Source organism: Ereboglobus luteus (genome assembly GCF_003096195.1).
GTDB classification, from domain to species: domain Bacteria; phylum Verrucomicrobiota; class Verrucomicrobiia; order Opitutales; family Opitutaceae; genus Ereboglobus; species Ereboglobus luteus.
This window is the reverse complement of record NZ_CP023004.1, coordinates 1,369,201-1,381,268: the sequence shown is the minus strand read 5'-3', so window position 1 is coordinate 1,381,268 and position 12,068 is coordinate 1,369,201. Positions and strand designations below refer to the sequence as shown.

Below are 12,068 nucleotides of genomic sequence, written 5' to 3'. Positions count from 1 at the left end.
TGGAGGGAAGGGCTGAAAAACTGAAAGGCTGAAGGACTGAAAGATGTGGGAGGAGTTATTTTTGGCAATGGTTGTGTTCGTGTTCGCCGTGCTCGTGCTTGTGCTCGCAATCGTCGCAGTTGCCGCCTCCCTCGCCATGGCGTCCGCAGGGGCGGCGGCGTTTTGCCGGAAGGCGTCCGCCGAGATCGAGCACAACGGGCGCGGCATCGTTGCGGGTGTTCGCGCGCGCGGCCGCGACCTGGCGTTTGCGCGTGTTTTGGTGGACAAAGAAGATCACGATCGAAATCACGGCGAAACAAATGCTGGCGATCAATAGGAGAGGAATGGTTGCGGACATGCGGATGGTTGTTTGTGTGTGCGGACTTTGTTTTGCGAAAAGGAAAAACGCGAAACGGCGCCGCTTCAATCGAAGAAATCGGCGCGGTTTCGTTTTGGCCGCGGAGACGCCACGGCGGCGTTATGCCCCGAAAACCGGCGGCGCGGGCGCGGCGGAAAATCTTTGCAATGCGTGAAAGCACCCCCGAGAGTAGGCGCACTTTTCCACACGCGCTTCACACTCAACGCCAATGTATCAAGTCACCTTTTCAGAACAAGCGATGGCCGAGCTCAACAAGCTCGACAAACTCCAACAGCTGGAAGTGATCCTGCCCATCAGCAATCTCAAGCCGTCCGACATCGCCAATCCGCGCGAACCGCTCAGCCGCTTCACCCGCGGCACAAACACGCTCTACCGGTTGCGCGCCGCCGAGTTCCGTTTTTATTTCGAGGTGCGCGGCAGCACGCTCCACACCATTTACATCCTCCACAAAAACTCGCTGGAGGATTTTCTTTTGCGCAACAAACTTCCCGTTTCCGAGTCGCAACTCGTTGAACAGCACTCCAAGTTCTGGAAATATCTCGAAACGCTTACGAAAAAATAAAGCAGTCGCGACGTTCCGACGCCTTTTCCACCTTCCCTTCCCATGTCGCAAGATTCACCGACAAACCCGCAGTCGCCCGTTGATGCCGATCCGCGAGACCCTTACAATGTCACGCAGGCCAGCCGGATTTACCTTCTGCCCAACCTTATGACGGCGGGGAATCTTTTTTGCGGATTCTCGTCGCTCATCAGCTGCATCTTCGCGCGTTTCGCCGAATACGGCGCCGATGGGCTCTACAATGGCTACTCGTCCTACGATTATTACAGGTTTGCCGTTTTTCTGATTCTGGGCGCGGCGGTGTTTGATTCGCTCGATGGACGGCTCGCGCGCATGGGCGGTCGCGAATCGCTTTTTGGCGCCGAGTTCGACTCGCTCGCCGACGTGGTTTCGTTCGGCATCGCGCCGGCGATGATGGTTTTCTTTTTCATCCTTTCGCCCACGCAAGGCATTCCCTGGTTTCGCAGCATCGGCTGGGCTGTCGGTTTCATTTACCTGCTTTGCGCCGCAATGCGCCTGGCCCGCTTCAACGTCATCACCAATCCCCTGCTCCACCGGGGAGCCAAGGATTCCAACAAGGATTTTATCGGCCTGCCGGTGCCGACCGCCGCCGCGACCGTGGCCGCCACGCTTCTCTGCCTCATGCGCCTGACGGAATCCGAAAAATCGCTCAAGGTCATCTCGCTCGGGCTGCCCGTCCTGATGCTTTTGGTCGCGTTTTTGATGATGAGCACGATTCGTTTTCCGAGCGGCAAAAACCTTGGCATGCAAACGCGCATACGCGTGCGTTACTTCATCATCCTGCTCATTGTGGTTGGGTTTGTTATTTACTACCGCGAGTTTGCGTTTCTCGGCCTGTGCGTGGCGTTTCTGCTCTTCGGCATCCTGCGGCACATAAAACGAAAGATATTCGGCCACAAAACCGCCCCCGCGGCAGCCGATTCCAACAAGCGAACAACTGTGTGAGCAACCTGCCCGCAACTTTCCAACAACTTCCTTTTGTGAACAACCACCCGCTTATTAACCCGCCTTTCAACATTTGTTCACAGGCCTTTTTGGGGGTGTTTTCACTGGGGAAAAACCAGCTTGTGCCTGTTTTTCACACACCATAATAATACGGATATCATTCTTTATTGATTTAGTAAGTATTTACCATTTGTTAATCCTTTCAAAGTCGCTCCTGTTTCGTCACCATCCCACATCATATGAAATTCAAGATCAACCGCGATCACTTCAGCAACGGACTCGCACAAGTCCTTAATGTCGTAGGCTCAAAGGCCACAATGCCCATATTGAGCAATGTGCTGATCGAGGCTGAAAAGGACTCCATCTCGCTCACCACCACCAACCTCGACCTCGGCATCCGCTGCAAAATCAAGGCGGAGGTTTCGCAACCCGGCACTGTCACGCTTCCCGTGAAGCGCCTCGCCACAATCGTTCGCGAACTGCCCAACATCGATGTTTCCGTCGACGCCTCGCCGAGCCATCAGGTCAAGCTCACCTCCGGCGGCTCCAACTTTCGCATCATGGGCATCGGCAAGGAGGAATTTCCCCCGCTGCCCGAGTTCAGCAACGAAAGATCCTTCGTGCTCGATCAGGCCGAGCTCATTGGAATGCTCAAAAACGTCGCCTACGCGCAATCCACCGACGAAACGCGCTACATCCTCAACGGCGTTTATTTCAACTTCAAGGATGGCAAGTTTTCCGTTGTCGCGACCGATGGCCGCCGCCTCGCTCTCATGAGCAAGGAAATGGAAATCCCCGAGGACGCCGCCGGCAACATCACCGTTCCCGCGAAAACCGTCGCCGAGCTTCTTCGCATGCTGGACAAGGGCGAAAAGGTGAAGGTTTCGTTCAACGAGCGCCGCGCCTCCTTCCAAATCAACGTCGAAAAGGACACCAGCGGCCTGCTCGACAACATCTACCTTTACTCGAAAGTCGTCGAGGGCAACTACCCGAATTACAACCAGGTTATTCCCAAGGAAACGCACCAGCGCATCAAGCTGGAGCGCGAGCTCTTCCACCAGTGCGTGCACCGCGCCGCACTCGTGTGCAGCGACAAATCGAACTCGGTCAAAATCAAGCTCAGCACCAACCAGCTCGAAGTCATGGCGCAAAGCCCCGATTTCGGCGAGGCCCACGAGCACATGGCAATTGCTTACAGCGGCCCCGAGCTCCAAGTTGCCTTCAACCCGAACTTCATACTCGACCCGCTCAAGGCGCTTGAAAAGGACGAGGTTTTCTTCGAGGTGAAAGACGAAGTGAGCCCCGGCGTGTTCAAGACGCTCGACAGCTTCATTTGCGTGATCATGCCTGTGCGCATGAGCTGAGGAAGTTTTGGATTTTCGATGGCAGAATCTCGTTTCGCGCGGAACTCGATTTTGAATTGAGGAGCTGGTGCTCCGATTTTGAAATTGCGGTCGCGCGGATGCGCGCAATCGAAAATCCGAAGTTGAGAGCCGAGAATTTCCACGATGGAAAACGCCGCATACATCATTGTCTTCGCGATGGTCGTTTCGCTTGTGTTGATTCAAATCAACCGGACCGAGGCGTCGCCGATCATCGCGCTGGTAAACCGCTGGCTGCGCTGGGGGATTTTTTCCACCGGCGGCGCGTATGTGCTGAAGGGATTGCTGATGCTCGATCATCCGTATTGGATGCTGGTGATCATGTTCGCGCTGATCTGGTTCCTCGGCGAAACGCTCTACAACTGGATGGCGATCAAGGCATACAGTTACAGCGAACTGCCGCTTTTCCCGAATTACGAACCCAACGAATCCGGTGAGGAATGGCCCACACAAAAACGATTCCTCAAAATGCGGGAGGAGATTCGCGCCAACGGTTTTGTCCACCTGTGCTCAATGCGCGCGCGAGTCATGGGCAGCGTGTATGTGCGCATTTCCGTATACCAGGACGCCTCGACCGCGACGCGCCTTCAAATCACCTTTCTGCCGCAAACAAAAACCAATGGAATGGCGACGATCATCGGACTCTCAACGCTGACCGCCGACGGATGCCGTTACGTGACCGACAACACCTTCATGCCCTACGCCGGGTTTTATCCGGAAAACTGGTTTGTTGAGCGCAGACCATGGATTCGCTCGCTGACATCGTTGCTCAAGCGTCACAAAAACCGCCTCGAAAAGAATGACGAGACCTTGGTGCCGCACACCAGCGATCCGCTGGAGGAAACCAACGCGCACCAACGCATGATCGAGCGCCTCAATGTCGAGATGGGTTTCCTGACAACACCGCTTCAACGCGAGGAGCAAGGCCGCATCACCAACGCCGGCCGCTACCGCACGTGGAAGGAACTCTGGACGCTCAACTACCTCGGCAAAAGCATGCGGTATTCGTGAGCGTGGTCGGCAGTTTGATTTTGGCAGGGCAAAGCCCATCGTAGCGCGGACTGCCAAGTCTGTAATGCCCGCGCTGCGTTGCGCCTATTCGGATATCGCCGCGCGAAATTCCCGCATGGATTGCTCGAGTGGCTGGCCGGGGCGATACACCGCCGTGGTGCCGCCGACGAATATGTTCGCGCCCATGCCGGCCATCAGGCGCGCGCGTTCGGTGCTCACGCTTCCATCGACGCTGATGAGTGTGTTCGCGTGGCCGCGCGCATCGAGATAGGCGCGCGTTTGGGGCACTTTGTCCAGGATGCCGTCGATCAGTTTGCCGCCGGCAAAGCCCGGACGCACAAGCATCAGGATGACGACATCGGTGATGGCGAGCCAGGGTTCGAGCGCCTCGATCGGAGTTTCGGGATTGATTGCGAGGCCGAATTTTCCGCCGGCGTCGCGCACGGTTTTGCTCATGGCCGCGAAATTGCAGTCGAGCTCCACATGCACGGAGAGGATGTCGCCTTTGCGGATTTTTAGCTTGGAGAGGATTAGCGCGGGGTCCTTCACCATGAGGTGGGTGTCGGTCGGCGTGTTGCTGACGCGGTGCATCGCCGTCACGAAATCGGGGCCGAATGTCAGGTTCGGGACCAGATGCCCGTCGGTAATGTCCATGTGGAGGTAATCCACGCCGGATTTTTCCAACAGCTTGATTTCCGACTCCAGGTTCAACAGGTCGGCGCACATTAATGACACGGAGATTTTTCGTTCCATTTTAGTTCGTTAAGGGATTTCCGTCTTTGTATTTGGCGGCGATTTCGGCTTCAAGTTTTTCGGCCTCCTCATAGCTGTCGGCCTTGATGTTCCAGATGGTCAGCAGAACGAGGATTGTGACGACGGCGACGCCGAGCAGCGCCACAAACGTGTGATCCCAGCCGTAATTTTTAGCCATGTAGCCGATGCCCAATCCCGAGATCACCGTGCTGGCGTAGCCGAAGAGTCCCACAAGGCCGTTGCCGGTGGCGGAGGCTTTTTTGGTCGCGTGGTTGGAGGTGGCGATGCCGAGCAGGGCTTGCGGACCGTAGATGAAGAAGCCCGCCATGCAGAGCGCGACAAAGGTGGCGATGGGATGCGCGTCCGCCGGGATTTTCCAGAACAGGAGCATCGAGACGGCGGCGCCGATCATGCAAAACACGCAGGTGCGATGGGCGCGGCTTTTCAGGAACCGGTCCGTTGCCCAGCCGGCGACGAGCATTCCCACGATGCCCGCGATTTCAAAGAGGGCGACCATCCAGCCCGCCGAGGCGAGCGATACGCCCTTGGTTTCCTTGAGGAGCGTCGGACCCCAGTCGAGAATGGTGAAGCGGACGATGTAAACGAGGAAGTTGACGAACGCGATCGTCCAGATGATGCGGTTGCCGAAAACCTGCTTGCGGACGAAGGCCCTGTATGCGGGCGATTTGGTGTCCGTTTTTTCGACTTTTCCCGCGGTGGTGGTGTTCGTCAGCTCGGGAAGCCCCAGCGAGGAGGGCGTGTCGCGCAACGTGAACCACAGCCAGACGGCGCCGCAAAGCGAAATCGTTGCCGGGACAAAGAAGCACAGCCGCCACGCGCCGACACCGAAATGCGTCATCAGGTAACCGCAAAGAATGACCACGAGCCCGGCGCCGATTGAGTGCGACGTGTTCCAGACGGACATTTTTGTGGCCAGCTCCCTGGCCGGAATCCAGTGGGTCAGCAGGCGGTTGACGGGAGGGACGCCCATGCCCTGGACAAAGCCGTTTATCACCCAAATGACGCCCATGAACACGACGGTGGCGGCAAGAAATTGCGCGCCGCTCGACATGCCGGTCGTCAACCGCGCGAACGTGTCGCTGAATCCGAACGCGTAATTGGCCAGCGAGCAAAGCACGAGCCCGAGCGTCATGAACTTGCGCCCGCTCACACGGTCGGCGATGAAGCCGTTGACGAAGCGCGAGCATCCGTAAATGACGCCGTGCAATGTCAGGAAAAATCCCAGCTGCACTTTTGTGATGCCCATGTCCGCCTCCAGTCCCGGCATCGCGAGGCTGAAGTTTTTCCTCACGAAATAATAGAGCGCGTAACCGACCATCGTGCCGATGATCGTGCGTGTCTGCCAGTATTTGAATCGCTTGGCCTGTTCGGGGGTCATGTGTTTTTTGTTTGGGGATTAATTAAATGGGATCGCGCCGGCGGCAGGCGGCGCGGAGGTGCACGTTTCAGGACAACGGCGGGGAAAGGCGTTTAGTCGAGTTTGATATCCAGCACTTTTTTCGTCTGCGCGGCGCGGAAATCGCTGAGCGACTTTGAAAGGCTCTCATCGTTCAGCGCGAGCATCGACACGGCAAACAGCGCCGCGTTTACCGCGCCGGCCTTGCCGATCGCGAATGTCGCCACGGGCACGCCGCCCGGCATTTGCACGGTGGAAAGAAGAGAGTCGATGCCCTTCAACTGCGGCGACTCCATCGGCACGCCGAGCACGGGAAGTTGCGTGAGACCGGCCATGACACCCGCGAGATGCGCCGCCATGCCCGCGCCGGCGATGATGCATTTCAAGCCGCGTTTTTGCGCCGATGTCGCATACTCGAATGCGGCGTGCGGCGTGCGGTGCGCGCTGATGACCCGCGCTTCGTGGGCGACGCCGAAATCGGCGAGGGTCTTGGCGGCATTTTCGAGCACGGGCCAGTCGGACTGGCTACCCATGATAATTGCGACAAGAGGAGCGGCGGATTCGGATTTCATTTTGGGAAAAATCTCAGGCTAAAACGTGGGTGAAGCCGAAAATGCGTAGCGTCCCGCGGAAAAATAGCAACACGCGATTGGTTTTCGCTGGTGGGAAGCGCTCGCCGGGCGCGCCGAAATAGCGGGAAGTGGGCGGTGGCGATTGCGGCTCAACGGAACGGTGTCAAACGGTCGCTTTGCTCGGAACACCCTACCCTTCGCCCGGCTCGGCAAGCCAGACGTTGAACGCGCGCAACTCGTCGGGCGTGCTTATCACGAGCAGTTCGTCCCCGGCCATGAGCACTTCGTTCCCGTCGGGATTGAGTATGCGGCGGTTCTCACGGCGTATGCCCAGGATTTGCACGCGGTGCGTCTGCGCAAGCGCGAGCGAACGCAAGTCCTTTCCCGCCGCGCGACTGGCCGGCGGCACCAGCAATGTGTCTATGCGCACATCGTCAAATTCAGCCGTGTAGGCGCGGCCGGAAACGGCGGTGAGCATTTTTTTGCCTTCGCTCACTTGTTCCTCGGTGCCAATCAACAAAACCTTGTCGCGCGGATAAAGCACCTCATCGGGGCTCGGGTGGGGAATCATCACACCCTGGCGCTCAATGCCGGTGATCACGCAGCCATAGCGTGCGCGCAAATCCAATTCGTTGATTCGTTTTCCTTGGCAATCAACAAGATCCGGCAACGTGCAGCTCGTCGCGCGGATGCCCCAATCGTCGCGCATGGCAAGCCAGGGCGCCGCGGTTTCCACACCCAGCTGCGCGGGATGGTTGAGCATCGAGTGCAGTTCGGACTCCATTTCGCTGTGCCAGTAAATCAACCTGCGACGAAGCATGAACAGCAGCACGGCCGCCGCGAGCACGCTCGTGAGCAGGAACCAGCGCGTGCCGGGTATCGACGGCAACAGTGTGATAAACCACACAAACATGATCGTGGCCGCGAGAATCTTGAACATTGCCTCCATCACGGGCCGCAAACGATGCGATCCGGTTGTGCGCCGCGGCACGAGCACTTGCGCGTAAAGCAGGCTCAACGCGGAAAGATTTCGCCACAACGCCACGAGTGGCGCCAGCACCACGACCATCATGAGCAGCCAGAACAGCACGAACGGCCCGTTTGGAAACAGCCAGTCTTCGCCGAGCCAGTCCGTCAGCAACCCGAGCAGCGGACGCGAAAAAACCATCACGCCCGTGACCATGAGCACCTCCACGGCGACCTGAATGATGCGCTTGCGGCTCAACTGCCAGAGCACGTTTTTCTTGCGACGCATTTTCATGCGGTCGAGCTGCGTGTTGTAATACGAGTGCCACGTGCGCATCCACCCGGGCAGGCGGTCGACAATCCACTTGCTGATTTTTCCGGCATTGCGAGTCAGCGAAGGCGCGCACACGGTCGTCAGCAGCGAAACACCCACGGCGATTGGATAAAATTCCTTTGGCACAAGCATTGCCGTGACACCGACTTGCGCAATTATGAAGGAAAACTCGCCGATGGGCGTCACCATCAAGCCGGCCCGGAGCGCATTGCGCATCGGCGTGCCGATCAACGACAGTCCGAACGAAACCGCAAACGTGCGCACCACAATCGTAAGCGCCGCGACCGCCACGATCATTTTCCACGAGGAAATTAACAGTCCCGGTTCGATTTGCAGTCCGATCGCCACAAAAAACACCGACGAAAACACATCAGTCATTCCCTCGAACGTGCGCTCCACCTGAATGCGCTGCGGTGTTTCCGCCACGATCATGCCGAGCAAAAACGCGCCCAGTGCGAGCGAATATCCCGCCTCGTTTGCCACCAGCGCCAGCCCGAGCAAAATGCCGGCCACCGCCACGGTCTGCAATTCGCCGCTCGCCGAAATGCTTAGCTTGCGCAACAGCCACGGCACAAAAAGCAACCCCGCCACGCTCGCCATCAGGACAAACATCGCAAACGTGCCCAGCGTGCTGCCGATGTGCGCCTCCTGCGTGCCGCCGAATTTCGCGACCGAGTTGAGCATCGCCACGAGAATCACCGCGACGACGTCCTCAAGCACCACCACGCCCATCGCCGTTTGTCCCGCGCGTTCGTGGGCGCCGCCCGTTTCCTCGAGCACCTTGCTGATGATTGCCGATGACGACACCATCAGCATGCCCGCAAGAAAAAGCCCCTGCATCGGCGGCATGGCAAACACCCCCGTCGCCACCATGCGCGTGATGTAATAAATTGTGCTCGCACTGACAAACACCGCCAGCATCACCGAAAGCCCGAGCCGTCGCAATCGTCGCAAACTCAATCGCAACCCGATCCCGAACATCAAATAAACCAGGCCCATTTGCGCAAGCCGTTCAATACGAGCCGGGTCCCGCAGCATCGGCTCGGTGAACGGATGCAGCGAAATGAGCATGCCCGCCATCAGGTAGCCGACAACGACGGACAACCCGATGCGCTGGCAAACCCACCCGGCGATTGCGGCGACAACGAGCACCAAGGCGAGGTCCTGTATTAAAAAAATCCCTTGGTCCATGATGGTTAGATTGAGTAGCAACGACTCGACCCCACCCCGCCGAAATCGTCAAGCACCGTAGCGACGTAGCGCGGACTGCCAAGTCGACCTTCTGTCAGCTGTGTTGTGTGCGCGGGGCGTCGCAAGCGGTGTCTGAAAACAACCACTCTCTGCGAAAAGACCGTGCAAAATTGCCAGCGCCAAACGACGGAAGTGGCTATCAACTGCGCCTTCCGAAGCTATCATCAGGCGTTTATCATTTGGAGTATGCGGATCCTGACGGCACGTTACACCCCGTCGGACAGTTGACTATCAAATGAAAAGGATGAGGGAGTTAACCGGTAAACCGTTAATGCGGCTGGTTGTAGTCCCCATTCACACTCACGCCTCCAGCCGCCCGGACTCAATCAGCGCCATCAAAATATTGATATCGGCCGGTGTGATGCCGCTGATCCGGCTCGCCTGGCCCAAGGTGTAGGGCTTGAATTGCTGGAGTTTCTGGGCACATTCCTTGCGCAAGCCGCGCACTTTCAAGAAGTCCATTTCGGGCGGAATCTTGATCTTTTCAATGTGTGCGTATTTTTCGATCTGGCGTTGCTCGCGTGACAAATATCCTTGATACGCAATGCGATACAAAACTTCATCACGAATGGGTTGGGATTGTTCAAGCAATTCCGATGGTAGGGCGAAGCCTCCGGCTGAGCCGTTTTTCAAATCGCCATTTAACTTGTCCGCATCGGATTGCGGCTCAGCCGGAGGCTTCGCCCTACCCGTTCCGCCTCGCCGGATAATATCGCCCCAAGTCCCCTGCCCCACCCCGCTGCCCGCGGGTGGACGTGTTTTTTCCAACTGCTCGATCCAATGTTTGACCAGGCGGCATTTCTCGTCGATGCGCGCAATCCGGCTGGCGCTGAGCAAGCCGTGTTCGCGGGCGTGATGAATAAGTCGCAACTCGGCACTGCCGTGGTTAAAGAGCAGGCGATGCTCGGCGCGACTCGTGAACATGCGGTAAGGTTCGTTCGTGCCCTTGGTCACGAGGTCATCGATGAGCACTCCGATGTAGGCCTCGTGACGGCTGATCACGAGCGGGATTTGCTGGCGGAGTTTGCGCACGGCGTTCACTCCGGCGACAAGCCCCTGCCCTGCCGCCTCCTCGTAACCCGAAGTGCCGTTGATCTGGCCCGCAAAGAAAAGATTTTCGACCTTCTTCGATTCAAGCGACGGATAAAGCTGGGTTGGCGGCGCGTAATCGTATTCGACCGCATAGGCCGGACGAAGGATGACGGCGTTTTCGAGTCCCGGCACGCTATGCACCATTTCGAGCTGCACATCGAACGGCAGCGACGTGGAAAGCCCGTTAATGTAATACTCGTCGGTCGTGCGGCCCTCGGGTTCGAGAAAAAGCAGATGTCGCGGCTTTTCGGCGAACTTAACGATCTTATCCTCAAAACTCGGACAGTAACGCGGTCCGATTCCCTCGATTTGCCCGGAATACATGGCCGAGCGATGCAAATTGGCGCGCACAACCGAGGCTGTGCGCTCATTCGTGTAAGTCATCCAGCACGCAAGCTGCTCACCGCCGGGTTTCCAGCCGGGACGCTTGAATGGCCAAAGTTTCTGCTGTTCCACGTGGAACGGCGCTCCGCGCGCGCCCTCGTTTTCACTGGGTAGGGCGAACCCTCCGGGTGAGCCGTCAGTTATCGGCTCACCCGGAGGGTTCGCCCTGCCTAATTCACCGTGAAATGGCGAAGTCAAGCATTCCGCACTCCGCATTCCGCATTCCGCATTCCCTTGTTCCACGTGGAACAAGTCCTCAGGGTCACGTGTGTCGTAAAATCCGAAAAGGGTCGGGGAGGCGTCACCGTATTGCGGCTGCATCTTGCTGAAATCCAGGCTTCGCCCGAGCACGCGGCAGGGTGTGCCGGTTTTGAAGCGATCAAGCTCGATGCCGCCTTCAAGCAGGCTGGCGGAAAGGGTGAGGGCGCTGAAATCGCCGAGCCGACCGCCTTCGTTTTTGTTTGAGCCGATATGCATGAGTCCGCGCAGAAACGTGCCGGTGGTGACGATCACCGTATGGCCGAGAAACTCGATATCGAGATTGGTCTGCACGCCGGTGACGCGGTCGCGGGAGGGCAGGGCATAGGTGAGGGCGGTGACAGTGGCTTGGAAGAGTTGCAGATTGGGCTGGAGTTCCAGCGTTTGCTTCATGCGAAACTGGTAGGCTTTTTTGTCGCATTGGGCGCGGGGAGATTGAACCGCCGGGCCTTTCGATTCATTGAGCAGGCGAAATTGAATTCCCGTAACATCGGTATTGACAGCCATTTCGCCGCCGAGCGCGTCGATTTCGCGCACGATTTGCCCCTTGGCTTGTCCGCCGATGGCGGGGTTGCACGACATCTGGGCAACAGTGTCGAGATTGCCGGTGACAAGCAGGGTGCGCGCCCCCATGCGGGCGGCGGCCAGCGCCGCTTCGCAGCCGGCATGACCGGCCCCGCAGACGATGACATCAAATGGATTGGATGGATTGTAGATCAATGGAAGGGTAGGGGCGCACCTTGCGTGCGCCCTTTTTGGTTGAAT

Annotated in this window: 10 protein-coding genes; 4 read left to right on the top strand and 6 right to left on the bottom strand. The window is 57.8% G+C overall.

Annotation, left to right across the window (positions count from 1 at the left end; translation table 11 throughout):
- Positions 1-55: 55 nt before the first annotated feature.
- Positions 56-337, bottom strand: coding sequence for a hypothetical protein (locus CKA38_RS05000; RefSeq protein WP_152032684.1), 282 nt, complete (start codon positions 335-337; stop codon positions 56-58).
- Between the two features lie 229 nt (positions 338-566).
- Between CKA38_RS05000 and CKA38_RS04995 the strand changes: the two genes are divergently transcribed.
- From CKA38_RS04995 to CKA38_RS04975, 4 genes are all read left to right on the top strand, one after another.
- Positions 567-920: a type II toxin-antitoxin system RelE family toxin gene (locus CKA38_RS04995; protein WP_108824508.1), complete on the top strand. Its 354-nt coding sequence runs from the start codon at positions 567-569 to the stop codon at positions 918-920.
- A 42-nt stretch (positions 921-962) separates the two neighbouring features.
- A complete protein-coding gene (pssA, locus tag CKA38_RS04990) occupies positions 963-1,883 on the top strand; it encodes a CDP-diacylglycerol--serine O-phosphatidyltransferase (RefSeq protein WP_108824507.1) in 921 nt (306 codons plus the stop codon).
- A 239-nt stretch (positions 1,884-2,122) separates the two neighbouring features.
- Positions 2,123-3,247, top strand: coding sequence for a DNA polymerase III subunit beta (dnaN, locus tag CKA38_RS04985; protein ID WP_108824506.1), 1,125 nt, complete (start codon positions 2,123-2,125; stop codon positions 3,245-3,247).
- A 144-nt stretch (positions 3,248-3,391) separates the two neighbouring features.
- Entirely contained in the window at positions 3,392-4,276 is an 885-nt protein-coding gene (locus CKA38_RS04975) for a hypothetical protein (RefSeq protein WP_108824504.1), read from the top strand.
- Between the two features lie 84 nt (positions 4,277-4,360).
- Here CKA38_RS04975 and CKA38_RS04970 read toward each other — a convergent pair whose 3' ends face one another.
- The 5 genes from CKA38_RS04970 to CKA38_RS04950 form a co-directional block, all read right to left on the bottom strand.
- Positions 4,361-5,029 (bottom strand): ribulose-phosphate 3-epimerase, encoded by a 669-nt coding sequence (locus tag CKA38_RS04970; RefSeq protein ID WP_108824503.1) that lies wholly within the window; start codon positions 5,027-5,029, stop codon positions 4,361-4,363.
- Position 5,030: 1 nt separating this feature from the next.
- Positions 5,031-6,428 (bottom strand): MFS transporter, encoded by a 1,398-nt coding sequence (locus tag CKA38_RS04965; protein ID WP_108824502.1) that lies wholly within the window; start codon positions 6,426-6,428, stop codon positions 5,031-5,033.
- Between the two features lie 92 nt (positions 6,429-6,520).
- The gene (gene purE / locus CKA38_RS04960; protein ID WP_108824501.1) at positions 6,521-7,018 is read right to left on the bottom strand and encodes a 5-(carboxyamino)imidazole ribonucleotide mutase; all 498 of its coding nucleotides are present in this window, start codon (positions 7,016-7,018) and stop codon (positions 6,521-6,523) included.
- 190 nt (positions 7,019-7,208) lie between these two features.
- The gene (locus tag CKA38_RS04955; protein ID WP_108824500.1) at positions 7,209-9,509 is read right to left on the bottom strand and encodes a cation:proton antiporter domain-containing protein; all 2,301 of its coding nucleotides are present in this window, start codon (positions 9,507-9,509) and stop codon (positions 7,209-7,211) included.
- A 360-nt stretch (positions 9,510-9,869) separates the two neighbouring features.
- A complete protein-coding gene (locus tag CKA38_RS04950) occupies positions 9,870-12,023 on the bottom strand; it encodes a tRNA uridine-5-carboxymethylaminomethyl modification enzyme MnmG/GidA (RefSeq protein ID WP_108824499.1) in 2,154 nt (717 codons plus the stop codon).
- Between the last annotated feature and the right edge of the window lie 45 nt (positions 12,024-12,068).

Coding starts and splice junctions, on each gene's coding strand:
- CKA38_RS05000 (WP_152032684.1), bottom strand. CDS start 337: ATGTCCGCAACCATTCCTCTCCTATTGATCGCCAGCATTTGTTTCGCC.
- CKA38_RS04995 (WP_108824508.1), top strand. CDS start 567: ATGTATCAAGTCACCTTTTCAGAACAAGCGATGGCCGAGCTCAACAAG.
- pssA (WP_108824507.1), top strand. CDS start 963: ATGTCGCAAGATTCACCGACAAACCCGCAGTCGCCCGTTGATGCCGAT.
- dnaN (WP_108824506.1), top strand. CDS start 2,123: ATGAAATTCAAGATCAACCGCGATCACTTCAGCAACGGACTCGCACAA.
- CKA38_RS04975 (WP_108824504.1), top strand. CDS start 3,392: ATGGAAAACGCCGCATACATCATTGTCTTCGCGATGGTCGTTTCGCTT.
- CKA38_RS04970 (WP_108824503.1), bottom strand. CDS start 5,029: ATGGAACGAAAAATCTCCGTGTCATTAATGTGCGCCGACCTGTTGAAC.
- CKA38_RS04965 (WP_108824502.1), bottom strand. CDS start 6,428: ATGACCCCCGAACAGGCCAAGCGATTCAAATACTGGCAGACACGCACG.
- purE (WP_108824501.1), bottom strand. CDS start 7,018: ATGAAATCCGAATCCGCCGCTCCTCTTGTCGCAATTATCATGGGTAGC.
- CKA38_RS04955 (WP_108824500.1), bottom strand. CDS start 9,509: ATGGACCAAGGGATTTTTTTAATACAGGACCTCGCCTTGGTGCTCGTT.